We start from the raw sequence: 20,614 nt of genomic DNA, 5'->3' as shown, positions 1-20,614 counted from the left end.
GCCTTTCGCGGAGTGCCGTCGCTCGTGCAGAGGACCGCCGCCTCGCATGAGGCGGCGGTCCTGTCACCCGGCTTGCCTAACTCGTTGCCGCGGTCGCTGTTCCGCACGTCGGGCAGCGGCGCCGTGCGGCGGCCTTTGTGGAGGCCCTTGCGGCGAGGGTGCCGAGGGCCTGCTGGAGGGCCAGTTCCACTGCGGCGGGGACGAACAGCGTCCCGGTGCCGTCGGGCGGTACCAGCCATCGGAAACGCCCTGGCATCCGATCCGGCGCCGGCACCGTGATCCAGGCTCCCTTGCCCAGGTACCGGACATCCGAGCCGACCCATCGGCCCTCGGGATCCGGCGGCAGGAAGAAGCCCACCCTGCGTGCGCCCGTGTCCGCGAGTACGGGGCCGGGCGCCTGCGGGATGCACAGCAGGGCGTCCAGGGCCGGCACACCCAGTTCCTCCGGCACACTCAGCACGTCCCAGAACCGTCCGCAGGGCAGTACCGCGATCCCCTCGTATCCCTGCCACCGCCGCTTGCAGTCGCGCGGGTCGGTCGCGGCGGCGGCCAGCCACTCCGTGGCCTGCTTGGTGACTGTTTGCATGGTGCCCCTCCGGATCCGTTGGCCCCGCACATGCGGGACAGCGCTCTCCCCCTCATCGCCAGGGCTGGTCGGACCCTTGCCTGCTCATGCTGATGGATCTTTCTCCTCTGCGGGAGGGGTGGCGCACCGTGGCGAATACGTCCCGGATGTTCGAGTCGGGAACAGGCGTTCCCTCCGGGCCCGGAAAAACCCACCGGGGGCCTACGAGACGACGTCCTTGTGGGCGAACCCGCGGAAGGCCAGGGCGAACAGCACCAGTGCGTATGTGACGGAGATGGCCGTGCCCTGGATCATCTCGCTGTAGTCCGGATCCGGTTGGATGACGTCCAGCCAGGCGTACTGCCAGTGCGCGGGGATGAAGTCGCGCCAGTCGCCGAGAGCCGTCACCTCGTCGAGGACGCTGCCGATGATCGTCAGGCCCACCGCGCCGCCGACCGCGCCCAGCGGGGCGTCCGTCCGGGTCGACAGCCAGAACGCCAGCCCGGCGGTGACGAACTGGGACACGAAGATGTACGCCATCACGATCAGCAGAAGCCGCGCGGCGTCGCCGCTGGGGAGGGTGCCGCCGACGGGCAGTTGGAGTGGGCCCCAGCCGTACGCGACCGTGCCGACGGCGAGGGCGATGACCGGCAGCAGCACCATCGCGGCCAGGCTGAGCGTGAGTCCGACGACGAGCTTGGACCACAGCAGCCGGGCGCGGGGCACGGGCGCCGCGAGCAGATAGCGCAGAGACGACCAGCTCGCCTCCGAGGCGACCGTGTCTCCGCAGAACAGCGCCACGGGGACGACGAGCAGGAAGCCCGCGGACGCGAAGAGGTTCACCGCGGCGAAGTTCGCGCCGGACGCCGTGGCCGTGTCCATCAGGTTCACCCGGTCGTTGCCGTCGCCCGGTTCGCCGCCGACCTGGAAGGCGATGGCCAGGATGAACGGCAGGGCGGCCAGGACCCCGAACATGATGAGCGTGCGCCGCCGCTTCAGCTGCCGTACGAGTTCGACGCGCAGCGGCAGCGTCCGCCCCGCCCGGTAGCCCTCCGCCACTTCTTCCTTCTCGACCTTCTCGGCCTTTTCGAGGGTGCTCATTCGAAGTCTCCGATCAGGGTGAGGAAGGCGTCCTCCAGGCGACGGTGCGGGCCGATCGAGGCGACGGGCACTTCGAGCCGTACGAGTTCGACGAGCAGCGCGGCGCTCCGCTCCGTGACGCCGGGCGCGCCCTCGGAGTCTCCGGAGTCCTCGGTGTCCGGGGCGCCGGAGACGGTCACCGTGCCCCGGCCGCGGTCCGCTCCACCGGAAGCCCCCACGCCGGCGGTCTCGGGCACGGCGGCGGCCTCTGTGGGTGCCGTGGGTGCCGTCGCCGGGGTCAGCCGTACGAGCAGGCCGTCATCCGTCCGTACCGCCGATTCCACGTCCCGCAGGGCCGCCACCTTCTCCACCACCGGGTCGGCGATGTCGGAGGCCAGGCCGATGAGCAGGGTGTCGCCGCTGCCGATGATGTCGCCCACGGGGCCCGCCTGGACCAGGCGGCCGTGGTCCATGACCACGATGTGGGTGCAGGACTGCTCGACCTCGGCCAGCAGATGGCTGGAGAGGATGACCGTACGGCCGGCGGCCGCGTAGCGGATCACGACCTGGCGCATCTCTCGGATCTGCGGCGGGTCGAGGCCGTTGGTCGGCTCGTCCAGGATGAGGAGGTCGGGCAGGCCGAGCATGGCCTGGGCGATGGCGAGGCGCTGGCGCATGCCCTGGGAGTACGTGCGGACCGCGCGGGACAGGGCGTCACCGAGGCCCGCGATCTCCAGGGCCTCGTCCAGGTGCGCGTCCTCGGGCGGGCGGCCCGTGGCCCGCCAGTACAGCTCGAGATTCTCGCGGCCGGAGAGGTGCGGCAGGAAGCCCGCGCCCTCGACGAAGGAACCGACGCGGGACAGCACCGGGGCGCCCGGGCGGATCGCGTGGCCAAAGACCCGGATCTCCCCGCCGTCCGGCTTGATCAGGCCCATCAGCATGCGCAGCGTCGTCGTCTTGCCCGCGCCGTTCGGGCCCAGCAGGCCCAGTACCTGACCCTTTTCCACCGTGAAGGACAGGTCCCGGACCGCGTAACGGTCGTTCGACTTGGCGTACTTCTTGCTCAAGTCCGTGATCTGGAGCGGGACATCGGCCAGTTCCGGGTCGGGGGCGGGTGCGGCGATGGGACGGCGGGCCGTCAGCAGCAGGGCAAGCGCCGTGAGCGCGCCGGCCAGCGGGAGCCACCACACCCATGCGGGCAGCGGTGCCGTCGCCTCCGAGTCGCCGAGTGGCATCGGCACCCTCAGGCCGCCGTCTCCCGCCATGGAGACCGTGTAGGTCGCCGGAGCCGTCGGTGAGGCGTAGCCGAGGTCCGTCGAGGCGAGGACCAGGCGCAGCCGGTGGCCGTCGTCCACCTCGTAGTCGATCGCCGGCAGAGTGAGCCGTACGTCCTTGCCGGCCTTCGCGTCCTGCACCCTGACCGGCTCGACCAGCTGGGCGGGCAGTACCTGCTGCGCGCCGCCGTCCGGTCCGACGTCGTACACCTTCGCGAAGAGCACGGCGTCCTCGCTGGTCGACTTCACATGGACCGTCGCCGTCGGCGAGCCGGTGATCTGGAGGTCCTCCACGAAGGGCTCGGAGTCGAATGCGGCGAACTGGCCCGGGAAGTCGAGGGACACACCGATCCCGAGCGAGGAGAGCTGGGAGAGGCCGCCGGCGCCGCCGAGGCCGGGCAGGGCGGAGACGGCGGGCGGGTTGGCGCCCGCCGGGTTCTCGAAGCTCTGCTCACGCCCGGACAGTGCGATCGGACGCGTCTTGCTCGTCAGGCCGGGATAGCTGTCCGAGGTCACGCTGGTCAGCCGTGTGGTGCCCTCCTGTGAATCGACGCCGCCGCTGCGCGTGACCTGGAACGCGGGGCCGGTGTCCACCCCCGGCTCGTCCTTCAGATAGCGGTCGAACCAGTCGCCCACGCGCGAGGACACCCGGGCCGCCTCCATGTCGCCGCCGTCGTGACCGCCCGAGATCCAGTCGACGTCCACGGGCGCGCCGTTGGCCCGGATCGCCTTGGCCATCGCGTCGGCCTGGCCGAGCGGGAACAGGGAGTCGGTCTGACCCTGGGTGATGAGCGTCGGCACGTTGATCTCGTCGCCGACGGCGGACGGGGAGCGGGCTTCCAGCAGCTCCCGCGCCTCGGCGTCCGGCTCGCCGGACTCCGCGACCCGCTGGTACATCTCGCACAGCGTGGCCTCGAAGTGGTCGCAACCGCCGCCGGTGTTCATGAAGATCCCGGCCCACAGCTTCTTGAAGACGCCGTTCGGGAACAGCGCGTCCGCGAGGTTCCAGTACGTGATCGCCGGGGCGATCGCGTCCACCCGCTGGTCGTGACCGGCCGCGAGCAGCGAGACCGCGCCGCCGTACGAGGCGCCGGTGGCGCCGACGCGCGGGTCGCCGTCCCGGTCCAGCTCGACCTCGGGGCGCTCGGCCAGCCAGTCGATCAGCTTGGAGACGTCGGCGACCTCGCCCTCGGGGTCGTTCAGGCCGATCTTGCCCGTGGACTCGCCCATTCCGCGTGCCGACCAGGTCAGCACCGCATACCCGTCGCGCGCCAGGTCCTCCGCCTGGGACCGTACGTCGTCCTTGCTGCCGCCGAAGCCGTGCGTGAGGAGGACGGCGGGGCGGCGGCCGGAGCCCGAAGTGAAGTACGAGGTGTCGATCTTCACCCCGCTGCCCATGTCCATGACTCTGTCGGCTCGGTCCACAGGTGCGGCCTCGTCCGAGGCGACGGCCGTCCACGTACCGGCGCCGGCGAGCACGACCACGGCGGCCGCGGCGGCGATCAGCCGACGCGGCCTCCGAAGCACGGCCCCGCGCAGTCGGGGCAGTCGAAGATCCATGCGTCAACGGTAAGGGCCGCCACCGACGGCGAAGGCCGCCCAAAGCCCGAATCACATGTCAATCCCCGGGATTACGGGTCCCGCCTCTCATACTGCGGGCGCGGTATCCCAACCGGTCGGAACCACGAATTCCAGCACCAACCGCGGTCCGGACGCGGCTCCTGCATCCGGCACTGCGGCCCCGCCTTTAGGTTCCTGTCAAGTTCATGAGAATTCGCGGTGGACCCGTAAAGCATGGGAGCCGTCCACGATGTGGACGGCTCCCATGGGGATCGGACACGGCTCACAGATGGCGGCGGCGAGTGGCCGCGTGCCGGTCGTACACCTCGCGTGCCTTGACCGCCGACGAGCGGGTCGCGGTCTCAGCCACGGGCACGTCCCACCAGGCCTGCGCCGGGGGCGCGCCCGTGACCGTGTCCGCCGTCTCGGTCTCCACGTGGACACATATGGGTGTGTCGGCGGCCCGCGCCTCGGCGAGAGCGGCCCGCAGATCGCGTACGGTCTTCGCGCGCAGCACTCGCATGCCCAGGCTGGCCGCGTTGGCGGCGAGGTCGACGGGCAGCGGGCGCCCCGTGAACGTGCCGTCCTCGGACCGGTGGCGGTAGGCGGTGGCGAACCGTTCGGCGCCCACGGTCTCGGAGAGGCCGCCGATGGAGGCGTATCCGTGGTTCTGCAGGATCACGATCTTGATCGCGACGCCTTCCTGGACGGCGGAGACGATCTCCGTCGGCATCATCAGATACGTGCCGTCGCCGACCAGCGCCCATACGGGACGGTCCGGCGCCGCCATGCGCACGCCGATCGACGCCGGGATCTCGTAGCCCATGCAGGAGTAGCCGTACTCGACGTGGTACTGGTCCCTCGACCGCGTCCGCCACAGCTTGTGCAGATCACCGGGGAGCGAGCCGGCCGCGTTGATCAGGATGTCGTCCCCGGTGACCAGCTCGTCGAGCAGACCGAGGACCTGCGGCTGGGTGGGCCGGGTGTCCGGCTCGTCCGCCTCATAGGCCGCGTCGACCCGGTGCTCCCAGCGCTCCTTGTCGTCCGTGTAATCGGTGACGTACGCGGGTTCGGCACGGTGGCCGTGCATCGCGAGCGACTCGGTGAGAGCCTCCAGCCCCGTGCGGGCGTCCGCGATCAGCGGCTGGCCGGACAGCTTGTGGCCGTCGAAGGGCGCGATGTTGAGGTTCAGGAAGCGGACGCCCTGGGCGGAGAAGAGGGTGCCGGATGCGGTGGTGAAGTCGGTGTAGCGGGTGCCGACGCCGATCACCAGGTCGGCGGTGCGGGCCAGTTCGCAGGCGGTCGCGGTGCCGGTGTGCCCGATGCCGCCGACGTCCGCCGGGTGGTCCCAGGCCAGCGAGCCCTTGCCCGCCTGGGTCGAAGCGACCGGGATGCGGGTGGTGTCGGCGAACTCCTTCAGCGCGTCCTCGGCCTCACTGTGGTGCACTCCGCCGCCCGCGACGACCAAGGGGCGCCGGGCGTTACGTACGGCCCTGACGGCGGCGGCAAGTTCCTCCGGGTCCGCGCCCGGACGGCGGACCGCCCAGACGCGCTCGGCGAAGAACTCCTCCGGCCAGTCGTACGCCTCGGCCTGCACGTCCTGCGGCAGCGCGAGCGTGACGGCGCCCGTCTCGACCGGGTCGGTGAGCACGCGCATCGCCTGGAGGGCGGCCGGGATGAGGGCTTCGGGACGCATGACGCGGTCGAAGTACTTCGACACCGGGCGCAGACAGTCGTTCACCGACACATCGCCGGCGTACGGGACCTCGAGCTGCTGGAGGACCGGGTCGGCGGGGCGGGTCGCGAAGATGTCGCCGGGCAGAAGCAGTACGGGGAGATGGTTGATCGTGGCGAGGGCGGCGCCCGTGACGAGGTTGGTGGCGCCCGGGCCGATGGATGTCGTGACGGCGTGGGTGCTCAGGCGGTGCGACTGACGTGCGTAGCCGACCGCCGCGTGCACCATGGCCTGTTCATTGCGGCCCTGGTGGAACGGCATGACGGGAGGTCCGGGGGGCGTCCCCCCGGAAGGCACAGTGGCGTACTCGAGAAGCGCCTGCCCCAGCCCGGCGACGTTGCCGTGCCCGAAGATGCCCCAGGTGGCGCTGATCAGCCGGCGGCGCACCCCGTCCCGTTCCGTGTACTGGGCGGCCAGGAACCGCACCAGTGCCTGCGCGACCGTCAGCCTTGTCGTCGCCGTTGACGTCTTCGGCTCTGTCATCGGAAGCCCTCTGTGCTTTCTACGTGTCCCGGGTGGAAGCAGATCCGCCCCGCCTGTCCTCACCCGGGCCGGCCGTCACGTTCAAGTAGTACCTCGCGTGACCGGGCTGGGCGATGGACGGGCCGTGCAATCCGTCGAGTACGAGGAAGGCCCCGCCGGCATCGCCGGTGCGGAACCCGTGAGGACATCGGAACCGCCCTCACGCGAGGGAAATACGCGCCGGCAGCGGAATCCGTTCGCTCGTGGGTCGGACGGGAACCTCCGGCGCGGGGCCGTAGCGGGCGGGGAGTCGGCGCTCGCACTTCGCTCCTGCCAGGGCGAAGCGGCCTCCCACGCCGGAGGCGATCTGCACCCGGGCGTCGAAAGGGGCGTACGCGAAGTCCGTCACTCCGCTGAACGCGCCCTTCCTGCCCGGGAGTTCAAGTGGTGTGGCCTCTGCTGGGGCGGTACGGGTGCCGTTGTCCACCGGACCGCCCCGCCTTCGGCGCGTCCTCGCTACTGGACTCCGGCGCACCGGATTCCAGGGCATCGGACACCGCGGACTCGTCCATCGGGTTCCCTTCGCTTCGCTTCGGCTGCTCCCAGGTCTAGCGGCGCTGCGTGATGCCTGTCAATTGGTTGTCCGGACATTCGGACTAGGTCTCAGTTGCTGCGGCGCGTCACCTGTGTCACAGATACCGCCGTTCTGTCACACGTGTCCCGGTCTCGCGGGGCTTGCGTCACACCCGCGCGACAGGCACAGGCCCGCGGTCACGCAATGTCGTTGGACGGTCACAGCAAGGTGATCGCCAGCGCAGTGCCTTCGCGGCGCGCGCGGAGAGGTGCTACTGATGACCGACCGCAGACTCTGGTCGTACAAGGACATCGCGGCGCACATTCAGGTGCAGCCGGACACCGTGCGGTCCTATCGCAAGCACGGGATGCTTCCGCCGCCGGACCATGTGGAGTCCGGCAAGCCGTATTGGTATGCGGACACCATCCGGGCGTGGGTGGCCTCCCGACCGGGGAACAAGAGGCGGCGGGCCGATTGACCCCCGGGCTTCCTCACCCCCGCCGCCCCTAGCCGCCCCACCCCTGGGGCTGCGCCCCGGGACCCCGCCAGGGGGTGGGAGGTGACAGTCGCGTCGCGGCTGCGGGTGCGTCGTGGCTGGTCGCCCAGTTCCCCGCACCCCTGAAAGCAAAGCCTGCGCCGCCCCGACGAAAGCCTGTACACCCCGCCTGCGGCGGGCTGACGCACCGGCCCGCGGCCCCGACCCACGCACGGACCCCAGGGGCGCGGGGCTGCGACAATTGCGGCTCCGCCGCGGGGGGCGAGCAGCCACCCACAAACCCGCACTTGGGAGGAATACCCCCTAGGGGTACAGTGGGGAGTGAACGGACCACCTGAGCCCCAGAGGAGCAACGACATGACCGCACAGACCGTTACCGCCACCTACCAGGTGACCGGAATGAGCTGCGCCCACTGCGAAGGCTCCGTCTCCAGCGAGATCTCCGAGATTCCCGGTGTCAGCTCGGTGAAGGCCGTCGCCTCGACCGGTGAGGTCACCGTCCTCTCCGCCGCCCCGCTCGACGAGGACGCCGTACGTGCCGCGACCGACGAGGCCGGGTTCGAACTCGCCGGCAAGGTCTGACCACACCGACGGACGCCCGACATGAGCAGCACGGCAACACCCCCCGCCACGCACGAGAACGCCGAGGTCGAGCTCACCATCGGCGGCATGACCTGCGCCTCCTGCGCGGCCCGCGTCGAGAAGAAGCTCAACCGCATGGACGGCGTCACCGCCACGGTGAACTTCGCGACGGAGCGCGCGAAGGTCTCGTACGAAGACGGCATACGCGTCGCCGACCTGATCGCCACCGTGGAGAAGACCGGCTACACGGCCGAGGAGCCGGCGCCGCCGGAGCCGGAGCCCGAGACAGAGGCACCCCGCGAAGACCCCGAACTCGCCTCCCTGCGCGAGCGCCTGACCGTCTCCGCCGTGCTCGCCCTCCCCGTGGTCCTTCTTTCCATGATCCCGGCCCTCCAGTTCGACAACTGGCAGTGGCTGTCCCTCACGCTCGCCGCGCCTGTCGTCGTATGGGGCGGACTGCCGTTCCACCGGGCGACGTTCACGAACGCCCGGCACGGCGCGGCCACCATGGACACGCTCGTCTCCGTCGGCACGCTGGCCGCCTTCGGCTGGTCCGTGTGGGCGCTGTTCTGGGGCCACGCGGGGATGCCGGGCATGCGGCACGGCTTCGACTTCACGGTGTCGCGTGCGGACGCCTCGTCGACGATCTACCTCGAAGTGGCCGCGGGAGTCGTCACGTTCATCCTCCTCGGCCGCTATCTGGAGGCCCGCTCCAAGCGGAGCGCGGGCGCCGCCCTGAGGGCCCTCATGGAGCTGGGCGCCAGGGACGTCTCCGTACTGCGGGAGGGGCTTGAGGTACGCGTCCCCGTCGCCGATCTCAAGGTCGGTGACCGCTTCGTCGTACGGCCCGGCGAGAAGGTCGCCACCGACGGCACCGTCGTCGAGGGCACCTCGGCGGTCGACGCGTCGATGCTGACCGGCGAGTCGGTGCCGGTGGACGTGGCCGTTGGCGACTCCGTGACGGGCGCGACCGTGAACGCCGGCGGCAGGCTCGTCGTCGAGGCGACCCGCATCGGCGCGGACACACAGCTGGCGCGGATGGCGAAGCTCGTCGAGGACGCGCAGAACGGGAAGGCCGAGGCGCAGCGTCTTGCCGACCGGATCTCCGCCGTCTTCGTCCCCGCCGTCCTGCTGATCGCCGTCGCAACCTTCGGCGTCTGGCTCGGCATGACGGACGAGCTGACCGCCGCCTTCACAGCCGCCGTCGCGGTGCTGATCATCGCCTGCCCGTGCGCGCTCGGCCTCGCGACCCCCACCGCCCTCATGGTCGGCACCGGCCGCGGCGCCCAGCTCGGCATCCTCATCAAGGGCCCCGAGGTCCTGGAGTCCACGCGCCGCGTCGACACGGTCGTCCTGGACAAGACCGGCACGGTCACCACCGGCCGTATGACCCTCCAGGAGGTGTACGCCGCTGCCGGCGCCGACGAGAAGCAGGTACTGCGGCTCGCCGGCGCCCTGGAGCACGCCTCCGAGCACCCGATCGCACGCGCCGTCGCGACGGGCGCGGAGGAAGGCACGGGAACCCTCCCGGCGGTGGCCGACTTCGAGAACGTCGCCGGGCTCGGCGTGCGCGGGACGGTCGAAGGGCACGAGGTGCTGGTCGGGCGGGCGCGGCTGCTCGACGAGGCCGGTGTCGCGCTGCCGGAGGAGCTGGCCGCGCTGAAGAAGCGGGCCGAGGCGGACGGGCGTACCGCCGTGGCCGTCGCCTGGGACGGGGTGGCACGCGGTGTCCTGACCGTCGCCGACGCGGTCAAGGAGACCAGCGCCGAGGCGGTCCGCGAGCTGCGTGCCCTGGGGCTGACACCCGTGCTGCTGACCGGGGACAACCGGACCGTCGCCGAGTCCGTGGCGCGCCGCGTCGGCATCGACGACGCGTTCGTCTTCGCCGAGGTGCTGCCGCAGGACAAGGTCGAGGTGATCAGGCGGCTCCAGACCGAGGGCCGGGCCGTCGCGATGGTCGGCGACGGCGTCAACGACGCGGCCGCGCTCGCCATCGCCGATCTGGGGCTTGCCATGGGCACGGGGACTGACGCGGCGATCGAGGCGGGCGATCTGACGCTCGTACGCGGGGATCTGCGGGTGGCCGCGGACGCGATCCGGCTGTCGCGGAAGACCCTTGCCACGATCAAGGGCAATCTCGTCTGGGCCTTCGGCTACAACGTGGCAGCGCTGCCGCTGGCTGCGGCGGGGCTGCTGAATCCGATGATCGCGGGCGCCGCGATGGCGTTCTCCTCGGTGTTCGTGGTGACGAACAGTCTCCGACTCCGGGCATTTCGGTGATGTCGAAGTAAGAACCCCTCTGGAGTCCGACGCGAGCCTCACATAAGCTCTTCACAAGGCTCGCGCATCTTCCTTACTCTTGGGCTCCGATAGCGATATCGGGTCGCTTGTGCATCTTCAGGACATATGCAAGAGACGCAGATCACAGTGATGTGAACGTAACCCTCGAAGGAGTTCGTGAGTCTAAGTTGGCGATGTCAGAAGCGTCTTGGGGGGCGTGACTGACATCTGGGGATGTCTTGGGGGACGTTCCCGGAGCTGCGTTGCCGGGACACGTACACGGGGAGCTTGAGCGGCCCTCCCGTACGGGTCCCGGCAGACCGCACTCGCTGCAGTACAGGCAGTACAGATGGTTCAGCAGCACACGTGGTACATCGAGTTCTGCTCGTTTAGATCACAGCGATTCAGGCGCTGTCCTCAGGCGCCCGGCCGGATCCCGTGGGGGGAATCCGAACCGGGACAAGGAAGGCGCCCCGACTCCGGCCCGTGGGGGGACCGGCAGCGGGGCGCCTTCCGTTTTGCTACGTACTGCGTACAGGCGTCAGCGAGACTCGACCGGGACGAAGTCCCGCAGAACCTCGCCCGTGTAGATCTGGCGCGGGCGGCCGATACGGGAACCCGGCTCCTTGATCATCTCGTGCCACTGAGCGATCCAGCCGGGCAGACGGCCGAGCGCGAACAGGACCGTGAACATCTCGGTCGGGAAGCCCATGGCGCGGTAGATCAGACCGGTGTAGAAGTCCACGTTCGGGTAGAGGTTGCGCGAGACGAAGTAGTCGTCGGAGAGCGCGTGCTCCTCCAGCTTGAGCGCGATGTCCAGCAGCTCGTCGGACTTGCCGAGAGCCGAGAGGACGTCGTGCGCGGCGGCCTTGATGATCTTGGCGCGGGGGTCGAAGGACTTGTACACCCGGTGGCCGAAGCCCATGAGGCGGACGCCGTCCTCCTTGTTCTTCACCTTGCGGATGAAGGAGTCGACGTCACCGCCGGAGGACTGGATGCGCTCCAGCATCTCCAGCACGGACTGGTTGGCGCCGCCGTGCAGCGGACCCCAGAGCGCGGAGATGCCGGCGGAGATCGAGGCGAACATGTTCGCCTGCGAGGAGCCGACCAGGCGGACCGTGGACGTCGAACAGTTCTGCTCGTGGTCCGCGTGCAGGATCAGCAGCTTGTCGAGCGCGGAGACGACGACCGGGTCCAGGTCGTACTCCTGCGCCGGGACCGAGAAGGTCATACGCAGGAAGTTCTCGACGTAACCGAGATCGTTGCGCGGGTAGACGAAGGGGTGCCCGATCGACTTCTTGTACGCGTACGCCGCGATCGTCGGAAGCTTGGCGAGCAGGCGGATCGTGGAGAGGTTGCGCTGCGTCTCGTCGAACGGATTGTGGCTGTCCTGGTAGAAGGTGGACAGCGCGGAGACCACCGAGGACAGCATCGCCATCGGGTGGGCGTCGCGCGGGAAGCCACGGTAGAAGTTCTTGACGTCCTCATGCAGCAGGGTGTGCTGCGTGATGTCGCCCTTGAAGGTGGCGAGCTCGTCGACCGTGGGCAGTTCGCCGTTGATCAGCAGGTAGGCCACCTCGAGGAAGGTGGAGCGCTCTGCCAGCTGCTCGATCGGGTAACCGCGGTACCGGAGGATGCCCTGCTCACCGTCGAGATAGGTGATGGCGGATTTATAGGCGGCGGTGTTGCCGTAACCACTGTCCAGCGTGACCAGACCGGTCTGAGCACGGAGCTTCCCGATGTCGAAGCCCTTGTCACCGACGGTGCTGTCTATCACCGGGTAGGTGTACTCGCCGTCGCCGTACCGCAGTACTACAGAGTTGTCGCTCACGTCATCCCTCACCGACGTTGTGCCTCTTCTTCGAGGTGCCCTGACTGCTTCTACCATCCCCCATTTGGCGCAGGAGAGTGCACTCGGGGTCGACCATGGGGCCTATTGGCGGCACTCAGTGCCGTCACCCTGCTCATCCTGCCCCCCTTCGCCCTGCTTCCGGAAGTGCTCTGTGACCCTCGCGACTCATTTGATCGATCAAATCTCGCTCACGGGTCGAGAGGCCGGGGTGAGAGCCGGAAATCCAGGGCCGTACATCGCCGTCCCGCCGACACCGTGCGCACCGCCTGGCCTATCGCCTTGCGTGAACCGACCAGCACCACAAGCTTCTTGGCGCGGGTGACCGCCGTGTAGAGCAGGTTGCGCTGGAGCATCATCCAGGCACTGGTTGTCACCGGGATCACCACCGCCGGGTACTCACTGCCCTGGGAGCGGTGGATCGTCACCGCGTACGCGTGCGCCAGCTCGTCGAGCTCGTCGAATTCGTACGGCACCTCCTCGTCCTCGTCGGTCAGCACCGTCAGCCGCTGGTCGTCCAGGTTGAGGGAGGTGACCACGCCGACCGTGCCGTTGAAGACACCGTTCGTGCCCTTCTCGTAATTGTTGCGAATCTGCGTGACCTTGTCGCCGACGCGGAAGACCCGGCCTCCGAAGCGCTTCTCGGCGAGGTCGGGCCGGGCGGGTGTGATCGCCTGCTGGAGCAGTCCGTTGAGCGTGCCGGCGCCCGCCGGGCCGCGGTGCATGGGGGCGAGGACCTGGACGTCGCGGCGCGGATCGAGGCCGAACTTCGCTGGGATGCGGCGGGCCGCCACGTCCACCGTGAGCCGGCCCGCCTCCTCCGTGTCGTCCTCGACGAAGAGGAAGAAGTCCTTCAGGTCCTGGGTGACCGGCTGCTTGCCCGCGTTGATCCGGTGGGCGTTCGTCACCACCCCCGACTGCTGGGCCTGCCGGAAGACACGGGTGAGGCGGACGGCCGGGACCGGGCTGCCGTCGGCGAGCAGGTCGCGCAGGACCTCGCCGGCGCCGACGCTCGGCAGCTGGTCGACGTCGCCCACGAGGAGCAGATGCGCCCCCGGAGGCACCGCCTTCACCAGCTTGTTGGCCAGCAGGAGGTCGAGCATCGATGCCTCGTCCACGACCACCAGGTCGGCGTCCAGCGGGCGGTCCTTGTCGTACGCCGCGTCCCCGCCGGGCTTGAGCTCCAGGAGCCGGTGCACGGTCGAGGCGTCCGCGCCCGTGAGCTCGGCCAACCGCTTGGCGGCCCGGCCCGTGGGCGCGGCCAGCACGACCTTGGCCTTCTTGGCGCGGGCCAGCTCCACGATCGAACGGACCGTGAAGGACTTGCCGCAACCGGGGCCTCCGGTGAGCACGGCGACCTTCTCGGTGAGCGCGAGACGGACGGCATCCTCCTGCTCGGGGGCCAGCTCCGCTCCCGTACGGTCCTTGAGCCAGGCCAGGGCCTTGTCCCAGGCCACGTTCCGGAAAGACGGCATCCGGTCCCCATCGGTGCGCAGGAGACGCAACAGCTGGGCGGACAGGGAGAGCTCGGCCCGGTGGAAGGGGACCAGGTAGACGGCCGTCACGGGGTCGCCGCCGTCGTGGCCGGGGACCTTTTCCCTTACGACTCCGGGGTCGCCGTCGTCCTCCTGGGGCGCCGCCAGTTCCCCGAGGCACTCGATGACAAGGCCGGTGTCCACCTGGAGCAGCTTCACCGCGTCCGCGATCAACTGCTCCTCCGGGAGGAAGCAGTGGCCCTGATCGGTGGACTGCGACAGGGCGTACTGGAGACCGGCCTTGACGCGCTCCGGGCTGTCGTGCGGGATGCCCACGGACTGGGCGATCTTGTCGGCGGTGAGGAAGCCGATGCCCCAGACGTCGGACGCGAGCCGGTACGGCTGGTTCTTGACCACCGAGATCGAGGCGTCGCCGTACTTCTTGTAGATGCGGACCGCGATCGACGTCGACACCTCGACGGTCTGGAGGAAGAGCATGACCTCCTTGATCGCCTTCTGCTCCTCCCAGGCGTCAGCGATCTTCTTGGTCCGCTTGGGGCCGAGGCCGGGGACCTCGATGAGGCGCTTCGGCTCCTCCTCGATGATCTGGAGGGTGTCGAGCCCGAAGTGCTGGGTGATGCGGTCCGCGAAGACCGGACCGATGCCCTTGACCAGGCCGGAGCCCAGATAGCGGCGGATGCCCTGGACGGTGGCCGGCAGCACCGTCGTGTAGTTCTCCACGGTGAACTGCTTGCCGTACTGGGGATGGGACCCCCAGCGCCCCTCCATCCGCAGGGACTCCCCCACCTGGGCACCGAGCAGCGCTCCCACGACCGTCAGCAGATCGCCGCCGCCCCGGCCGGTGTCCACCCGGGCGACCGTGTAGCCGTTCTCCTCGTTGGCGTACGTGATCCGCTCCAGCACGCCCTCGAGAACCGCCAGGTTCCGCGCCCCGGTGCCCGCCTGGTTCCCCGCCAGATTCGACATGATCCGACGCTACCGCCCGCCGCTGACAGTACGGAAAGGCCTGTGGACAACCACTACCGAGCCAGCGCATCCGACTCCCGGCTCATAGGGAACCTTTCAGCAGGTGGCTGCGTATCCACCCCACCATCATCCGAATGAGTGATCCATCTTCGAATTCGTGCGCACCATGATCGGACTTCCGCACCGTCGTCGGCGGGCCAACTGGATTCAAGGACAAGGGGGAGGCCTGATGTCCAGGAAGCGAAACCGCCACAGCAAGACGAAGAAGGCGAAGCAGGAAGTGATGCAGACCGGTGAAGTCGGCCGAGGGATGAAGCTCCGGCTGTACCTCACGCGTGAAGAGCAGCAGGAGCCTGTGAAGGTGGTCACCTGAGCGTGGCCGAATTCGGCGACTGACGTAGGCGGCCGGACGGGCTCTTCTCAGGGCTACTCAGCGTCTTGCCGTATCAACCGGCTTGTACAGGGAGAAGTTCATGTACGACTACGACCTCCTGATCGTAGGGTCGGCCAATGCCGACCTGGTGATCGGCGTCGAGCGGCGCCCCGGTGCCGGGGAGACGGTGCTCGGCTCCGACCTGGCCGTCCACCCGGGCGGCAAGGGCGCCAACCAGGCGGTCGCCGCCGCCCGCCTCGGGGCGCGTACGGCGCTGCTGGCCCGGGTCGGCGACGACGCGCACGGCCGTCTGCTGCTCGACTCGCAGCGGGACGCCGGCGTCGAGACGGCCAGCGTTCTCGTGGGCGGGGCGCCCACCGGGGTCGCGCTGATCACGGTGGACCCGTCCGGCGACAACAGCATCGTGGTGTCGCCGGGCGCGAACGCACGCCTGACGCCCGCGAACGTACGAGCCGCCGCTGCCCTCCTCACAGCCTCCCGGGTGGTGTCCGCCCAGCTGGAGATCCCGCTGGAGACGGTCGTGGAGGTGGTACGGAGCCTGGGGCCAGGCACCCGCTTCGTACTCAACCCGTCGCCGCCGCGGGAACTGCCGGAGGAGGTGCTCGCGGCCTGCGATCCGCTGATCGTGAACGAGCACGAGGCGCGGGTCGTGCTGGGTGCTGATGCGGGCTCGACGCCCGCGCAGTGGGCCGAGGCGCTCCTCGCCCTCGGCCCGCGTTCGGTGGTCGTCACCCTCGGCGAGGACGGCGCGCTGGTCGCGGACGCCACCGGCACGACTCACGTCCCCTCCGTGAAGGTCCACGCCGTGGACACGACGGGTGCGGGCGACGCCTTCACGGCGGCCCTGGCCTGGCGACTGGGGCTCGGGGAGTCCCTGGCGGAAGCCGCGAGGTATGCGACGCGTGTCGGTGCCCTGGCGGTCACCAGGGAGGGCGCCCAGGCTTCGTTCCCCACCGCGTCGGAGGTAGCCGCCCTGTGCTGTGCCATCCCGGGGGACGCGGCATCCGACAGCGGCTCCGGCGCGGGCCGGACCCCCGGCCGGAAAGGCGGGTCGGGTACCGCGCCCGGAGCGTCCCCGCGAGGCGAGTCGCAGTGAAGAGAGCTGGAATCCTGAACCGTCATCTGGCGGGGCCCTGGCCGAGTTGGGCCACGGCGACGGCGTACTGATCTGCGACGCCGGCATGCCCATCCCGGCCGGTCCCCGCGTCGTGGACCTGGCCTTCCGCGCCGGCGTCCCGTCCTTCGCGGAGGTCCTGGAGGGCCTGCGGGACGAACTGGTCGTGGAGGGCGCCACGGCGGCAAAGGAAATACGGGAAGCGAACAAGGAGGCGTCCGCCCTGCTGACCGACCGCTTCCCGGCCGCCCTGACCCATGTCTCGCACGACGAACTCAAGGTCCTGTCTGCGGACGCGCGCCTGATCGTACGGACCGGCGAGGCCCGCCCGTACGCCAACGTGCTGCTGCACTGCGGAGTCTTCTTCTGAGAAGCACCCGGGCCCGGAAGGCTTCGAGGGGCCCGGTCCGTCGACCAGGCCCCTCGCTCTACCCCTCCCCCAACATCAGAACCCCCGCGGATCCCCCCAGATCCCCCCTCCAGAAGCTCTGATGCCAAGTACGACCCGCAGGGTGGGCGGAGGGTTGCACGGCCTCCGAAGATTTTTTGCGGGACCTCAATGGCGAGACCTCAGTGGCCCTCCGCCCGTACGCGGTCGGCGATGCCCAGCGTCAGCTTCTCCGCCCTGTCCTGGAGGTCCCACTTCCCGTCCTGGTAGGCGTGGTTGCTCACCCAGAACACCAGAACGCCGTCGCGCGGCCAGCACGCGAGATAGGCCAGGGACCAGTCGTTGCCGCCGTTGTGCCAGGCGAGCGGGCCTTCGGGGGTGCCGGTGGCGACCCAGCCGTATCCGTAGTACGACGGGCCGGGCCCGAGCAGCTCGCCGGAATCGGGGATCCGCACGTGGGGCGCGAACAGCCTCTGCCTGGCCCGCGCCGGAAGGATCTCGTCACCCGAGAGGGCGCGGTGCCAGCGGAACATGTCGCCCGAGGTGGAGAGCATGCCGCCGTTGCCGCGCAGGTTCCAGTACGGCCCGTCGGCGGCCCAGGGATGGTCGATGGGCCTGCCCTTGCTCCGCCCCTCGCTGTCGTACTCCACCGCGACCAGGTTCCGCGGCCACCGGGGCAGCACGTATCCGGTCCGGTGCATTCCGGCCGGTGCGAACAGGTGACGGGCCAGGAACGGCTCGTAGCCCTCCCCGGACGCCTCCTCGATGATCGCGGCGAGCAGGCTGTATCCGGTGTTGGAGTAGTGGAACTCCGCGCCCGGGACGGACCGCAGCTTCGACGCCAGGGCCTGCCGCACCGACTCGTCGCGCGAGACGCGTTCGTAGTCGTCGCCGAGCCCTTCGACCAGGCCCGATGTGTGCGTGAGCAGGTGCTCGATCGTGATGCCGCGCTTGTCCCCGGGCACCGGCCGCCCCAGGTACCGGCCGATCGGATCACTCACCCGCAGCCGCCCCATCACCTCCAGCTTCAGGATCGCGGCCGCGGTGAACTGCTTGGTGATCGACATGACGTCGTACACGGTGCGGCAGCTCGCGGGGGTACCGGAGGCGCGGTCCGCCGTCCCGAACCCTCCGCAGTACGCGAGTTCGCCGCCGCGTGCGGCGATCACGGTGCCGCCGGACCCGGCGGGCAAGGTGCGGCGGAGGAAGCCGGCGACCGACTCCCCGTCGCGCGCCGTCGGGGACGCGGCGCCGGACGGTGCCGCGCGCCCGGCGGCCGGCCGTTCGGCACATCCGCCCAGCATCACCAGAACCGCGAGGACCGTGGCGCCGACGCCCGTACGGCGACAGTGAGGCAGACGCAGACCCTTGCCCATATGACCTCCAACGTCAGGAATCTGCGCCGAGGTTGACCGCCGCTCTCGCCGTTCCTCAAGCTGTCAGGGTGTTCGAGCTTGTGCGAACTCGTGTACGTCCAGCTCAACAGGGGGGACCACCACCATGACCACAGCACCGCCCACACCGCCGGACACCGACCCGGCCGCCTTCATGGCGGCGCTACGACGCCTCAAGGCATGGTCGGGCCTGAGCTACCGCCAACTGGAACGCCGCGCGACGGAGGCGGGCCACACGCTGCCCTACTCCACGGCGGCGACCATGCTCGGCAGGGAACGGCTGCCCCGCGAGGAGCTGGTCGTCGCGTTCGTCACGGCCTGCGGACTGTGGGACGACGAGGCGGAGGCGTGGGCGGACGCGCGCACCACCATCGCCTGCGGGCACCTGAACGCCCCACCGGCGCGCAACGGCGGGACCAAGCGCTCGTGGCGGCCACGCTGGGCGTTCGTCGGTGCGGCGGCGCTCGTCACGGCACTGCTCGGCGGGGCGGTGGCTTCGGGTGCCTTCACCGACGACCAGGAGCAGGAGACGCGGGAGACGCAGACGTCTCTCGGCCTGTAGTCACGTGCCCGATGGCCGTGGCTGTTCCGGCGGGACCGACCGTTCCTAAGGACTGAGGGGGAGTGCGTCCTGGTGCCAGGACTGCTGCTCAGCCGCGTGTCCCGAACGGTGTTGGGCACGCTGGTCGCCCGCGTTCGCTCCGCGTCCGGGCGGCACGCATCTGGTGCGTGGTCCGGGGATGCGGGGGCGGGCTTCCTCACGCCTTCGGGTGTCCGGTCGGGCCTGGACGGTCCGATGCCCCACACGATCGCTCTGGTCGGGTGGGGGCGGTGTCGTCCGTCGCCGGATCGGGTGCCCCAGGGCGCGCCTTCCGATTGCCACGGCGGCAGCGTCGTGGCGAGTGGTCTTGCGGTTTGTGCTGGTGAGGGGCTGCTGCCAGTGCTGAGTGCCCCACTTCGAGGTGTAGGCCGGGTCGACCGCGACGACAGCGATGTTCTGCTCGGCGGCCATGGAGACCAGCCGGGCCTTGAGTTTTGCGGTGGGGAAGCGGGAGATGAGGCGACGGAAACGCTTGTTGCGGCCGTGCTTTTCCCGGGACGTGCCGTCGGTGAAGTCGAGGTCCTCCAGCGCGATCGCCGCGGCCCCGCAGTGCCGGGTGTAGTGCAGCAGCCTTGTCAGGGCGTGCCGAATCTGCGCGTCGCGGTGCGCGGCTGTGCCGGACAGGTCATAGAAGAAGCGTTGGGGCTCGCCCACCGGGTTGCCGTGCACATCCAGCCGCCAGGCGGCGAGGTGGTCGTCGTTCATGTCCACCCCCACCACACCCGAGGCGAGCGCCGCCTTGAGCGGCAGCACCGGGGTGGCGGCGCGCTGCCAGGCGGCCGTCACGTACCAGCGGCCGCGCAGTACATCGTGGTGGATGCGGTAGGCCACCGCCCGGTTCGCCGTGATCCGGTCGCGCCACTCCTCGCCCCGGTGTTTGAACTCCACGGTGGCGTCCAGCACATAGCGGCCGTGCGGGGCATTGGCCAGATGCCCGAGCGCGGCCGGGAGTTTGATGGAGACCTGCCCGGTGTCGGTGATACGGATGGTCTCGTTGCCGCAGCGTTTGCCGGACTCCCCGTCCGCGGCCAGGAACATCCGCGCCGCCCGCCACCGCTGCCGCCACCCCGGCTCGTCCAGCCCCGCTGCGTCGAGGTGGTGGCGCAGGTGGGTGAGGCGCTTGCCGCCGCGCACCACGTGCACCTTTCCCGCGGCCCAGTCCGCCTCCAGCGCCGCCAGCCGGTCGCACAGAGCGTGCAGTCGACGGGACTTGGCATGCCACTCCAACCGGGAGGCATAGCCGCGTACCAGCCCCTCCCGATTGTTGGCCTTGGCCCCGAGCGGGCGGGCCAGTCGCGCTTCGATCGACGCGATCTGCCCGCGCAGCCACGCCATGTCAGCGGCCTGCCCGCGCCGAGCCAGCGCCCACTGATCGTGCGTGGCCTTGGTGATACTTCCCGCCCACCGAGCCGACGAGGCCCCGGTCAACTCCCGCTTGCGCACCGCCCACCCGGCCGCATCGTGATCCAGTCCCTGCCGGGAGCGGGCCGCCAGATCACTGGCAGCCAGCGAACCGAGGTACACCCCCACCTCGGCCAGCACCACCGCGCCCGCCTCGGACAACCGCAGCCGGGCCCGGATCGCCACCCCAGACGGGCCGGGCGCCACGAACGATGCCGCCACCTTGCGCAGCCCGCCCACCCCGTCACCCCCGCCCGGCACCCCGAAGATCCCCGCCGCCACGCTCAACGAACACCACCCGCAAAGGTCACGCATTCGACGCAGAAAAGCCCGTTCCTATCCCGGCCGTTCGTGGGGGTGCCGCACCCGGGACGCTGATGCTCACTCATACACGCCAGAACTC

Annotated in this window: 14 protein-coding genes and 2 pseudogenes; 7 read left to right on the top strand and 9 right to left on the bottom strand. The window is 70.0% G+C overall.

Going from position 1 to position 20,614, the window contains the following annotated elements; all coding sequences use genetic code 11:
* Positions 1–76 precede the first annotated feature (76 nt).
* The 5 genes and pseudogenes from ACFYO0_RS05875 to ACFYO0_RS05855 all read right to left on the bottom strand — a co-directional run.
* Complete coding sequence (locus ACFYO0_RS05875; protein WP_386352668.1) at positions 77–586, bottom strand: hypothetical protein; 510 nt, start codon at positions 584–586, stop codon at positions 77–79.
* Between the two features lie 201 nt (positions 587–787).
* Positions 788–1,666, bottom strand: a complete 879-nt coding sequence (locus ACFYO0_RS05870) for an ABC transporter permease (RefSeq protein WP_388671283.1) — start codon at positions 1,664–1,666, stop codon at positions 788–790.
* Positions 1,663–4,479, bottom strand: coding sequence for an alpha/beta fold hydrolase (locus ACFYO0_RS05865; RefSeq protein WP_388671280.1), 2,817 nt, complete (start codon positions 4,477–4,479; stop codon positions 1,663–1,665). The genes ACFYO0_RS05870 and ACFYO0_RS05865 overlap by 4 nt, the downstream gene beginning before the upstream one ends.
* Positions 4,480–4,762: 283 nt before the next feature.
* Positions 4,763–6,697: a 3D-(3,5/4)-trihydroxycyclohexane-1,2-dione acylhydrolase (decyclizing) gene (gene iolD / locus ACFYO0_RS05860; protein ID WP_388671277.1), complete on the bottom strand. Its 1,935-nt coding sequence runs from the start codon at positions 6,695–6,697 to the stop codon at positions 4,763–4,765.
* Positions 6,694–7,154 (bottom strand): annotated as a pseudogene (locus ACFYO0_RS05855) (5-deoxy-glucuronate isomerase); the annotation flags it as partial. The gene iolD and the pseudogene ACFYO0_RS05855, both read right to left, overlap by 4 nt.
* 373 nt (positions 7,155–7,527) lie before the next feature.
* Between ACFYO0_RS05855 and ACFYO0_RS05850 the strand changes: the two are divergent.
* The 3 genes from ACFYO0_RS05850 (at position 7,528) to ACFYO0_RS05840 (ending at position 10,608) form a co-directional block, all read left to right on the top strand.
* The gene (locus tag ACFYO0_RS05850) at positions 7,528–7,728 is read left to right on the top strand and encodes a helix-turn-helix transcriptional regulator (protein WP_388671274.1); all 201 of its coding nucleotides are present in this window, start codon (positions 7,528–7,530) and stop codon (positions 7,726–7,728) included.
* Between the two features lie 375 nt (positions 7,729–8,103).
* Positions 8,104–8,328, top strand: coding sequence for a heavy-metal-associated domain-containing protein (locus tag ACFYO0_RS05845; protein WP_388671271.1), 225 nt, complete (start codon positions 8,104–8,106; stop codon positions 8,326–8,328).
* 21 nt (positions 8,329–8,349) lie between these two features.
* Positions 8,350–10,608 carry a heavy metal translocating P-type ATPase gene (locus tag ACFYO0_RS05840; RefSeq protein WP_388671268.1) on the top strand — a complete coding sequence of 753 codons (2,259 nt, stop codon included), beginning with the start codon at positions 8,350–8,352 and terminating at the stop codon, positions 10,606–10,608.
* A 541-nt stretch (positions 10,609–11,149) separates the two neighbouring features.
* Here ACFYO0_RS05840 and ACFYO0_RS05835 read toward each other — a convergent pair.
* Complete coding sequence (locus tag ACFYO0_RS05835) at positions 11,150–12,439, bottom strand: citrate synthase (RefSeq protein WP_388671265.1); 1,290 nt, start codon at positions 12,437–12,439, stop codon at positions 11,150–11,152.
* Between the two features lie 209 nt (positions 12,440–12,648).
* Complete coding sequence (locus tag ACFYO0_RS05830) at positions 12,649–14,919, bottom strand: ATP-dependent RecD-like DNA helicase (protein ID WP_388671262.1); 2,271 nt, start codon at positions 14,917–14,919, stop codon at positions 12,649–12,651.
* A gap of 229 nt (positions 14,920–15,148) precedes the next feature.
* Between ACFYO0_RS05830 and ACFYO0_RS05825 the strand changes: the two genes are divergently transcribed.
* From ACFYO0_RS05825 to rbsD, 3 genes and pseudogenes are all read left to right on the top strand, one after another.
* Positions 15,149–15,292, top strand: coding sequence for a hypothetical protein (locus ACFYO0_RS05825; RefSeq protein ID WP_388671259.1), 144 nt, complete (start codon positions 15,149–15,151; stop codon positions 15,290–15,292).
* Positions 15,293–15,392: 100 nt separating this feature from the next.
* Positions 15,393–16,409 carry a ribokinase gene (locus ACFYO0_RS05820; protein WP_388671256.1) on the top strand — a complete coding sequence of 339 codons (1,017 nt, stop codon included), beginning with the start codon at positions 15,393–15,395 and terminating at the stop codon, positions 16,407–16,409.
* Positions 16,406–16,797, top strand: a pseudogene (gene rbsD, locus ACFYO0_RS05815) (D-ribose pyranase). Before ACFYO0_RS05820 ends, rbsD begins: the two are co-directional and overlap by 4 nt.
* A 200-nt stretch (positions 16,798–16,997) precedes the next feature.
* Here rbsD and ACFYO0_RS05810 read toward each other — a convergent pair.
* Entirely contained in the window at positions 16,998–18,191 is a 1,194-nt protein-coding gene (locus ACFYO0_RS05810; RefSeq protein ID WP_388671253.1) for a serine hydrolase domain-containing protein, read from the bottom strand.
* 124 nt (positions 18,192–18,315) lie between these two features.
* Here ACFYO0_RS05810 and ACFYO0_RS05805 point away from each other — a divergent pair, with 124 nt between their 5' ends.
* Positions 18,316–18,771: a hypothetical protein gene (locus ACFYO0_RS05805; protein WP_388671250.1), complete on the top strand. Its 456-nt coding sequence runs from the start codon at positions 18,316–18,318 to the stop codon at positions 18,769–18,771.
* A 45-nt stretch (positions 18,772–18,816) separates the two neighbouring features.
* Here ACFYO0_RS05805 and ACFYO0_RS05800 read toward each other — a convergent pair whose 3' ends face one another.
* On the bottom strand, positions 18,817–20,493 hold the full coding sequence (locus ACFYO0_RS05800) for an IS200/IS605 family accessory protein TnpB-related protein (RefSeq protein ID WP_388672724.1): 1,677 nt from the start codon (positions 20,491–20,493) through the stop codon (positions 18,817–18,819).
* Positions 20,494–20,614 lie beyond the last annotated feature (121 nt).

Origin of the sequence: Streptomyces sp. NPDC006365, from assembly GCF_042870755.1 — a bacterium.
Taxonomy (GTDB): Bacteria; Actinomycetota; Actinomycetes; order Streptomycetales; family Streptomycetaceae; genus Streptomyces; species Streptomyces xiangluensis.
This window is presented reverse-complemented; position numbering and strand designations above follow the sequence as displayed.

Excerpts from the sequence above, each read along its gene's own strand:
- ACFYO0_RS05810 (WP_388671253.1), bottom strand. The coding sequence starts at position 18,191 with ATGGGCAAGGGTCTGCGTCTGCCTCACTGTCGCCGTACGGGCGTCGGC.
- ACFYO0_RS05870 (WP_388671283.1), bottom strand. The coding sequence starts at position 1,666 with ATGAGCACCCTCGAAAAGGCCGAGAAGGTCGAGAAGGAAGAAGTGGCG.
- ACFYO0_RS05875 (WP_386352668.1), bottom strand. The coding sequence starts at position 586 with ATGCAAACAGTCACCAAGCAGGCCACGGAGTGGCTGGCCGCCGCCGCG.
- ACFYO0_RS05820 (WP_388671256.1), top strand. The coding sequence starts at position 15,393 with ATGTACGACTACGACCTCCTGATCGTAGGGTCGGCCAATGCCGACCTG.
- iolD (WP_388671277.1), bottom strand. The coding sequence starts at position 6,697 with ATGACAGAGCCGAAGACGTCAACGGCGACGACAAGGCTGACGGTCGCG.
- ACFYO0_RS05850 (WP_388671274.1), top strand. The coding sequence starts at position 7,528 with ATGACCGACCGCAGACTCTGGTCGTACAAGGACATCGCGGCGCACATT.
- ACFYO0_RS05845 (WP_388671271.1), top strand. The coding sequence starts at position 8,104 with ATGACCGCACAGACCGTTACCGCCACCTACCAGGTGACCGGAATGAGC.
- ACFYO0_RS05840 (WP_388671268.1), top strand. The coding sequence starts at position 8,350 with ATGAGCAGCACGGCAACACCCCCCGCCACGCACGAGAACGCCGAGGTC.
- ACFYO0_RS05830 (WP_388671262.1), bottom strand. The coding sequence starts at position 14,919 with ATGTCGAATCTGGCGGGGAACCAGGCGGGCACCGGGGCGCGGAACCTG.
- ACFYO0_RS05825 (WP_388671259.1), top strand. The coding sequence starts at position 15,149 with ATGTCCAGGAAGCGAAACCGCCACAGCAAGACGAAGAAGGCGAAGCAG.
- ACFYO0_RS05805 (WP_388671250.1), top strand. The coding sequence starts at position 18,316 with ATGACCACAGCACCGCCCACACCGCCGGACACCGACCCGGCCGCCTTC.
- ACFYO0_RS05865 (WP_388671280.1), bottom strand. The coding sequence starts at position 4,479 with ATGGATCTTCGACTGCCCCGACTGCGCGGGGCCGTGCTTCGGAGGCCG.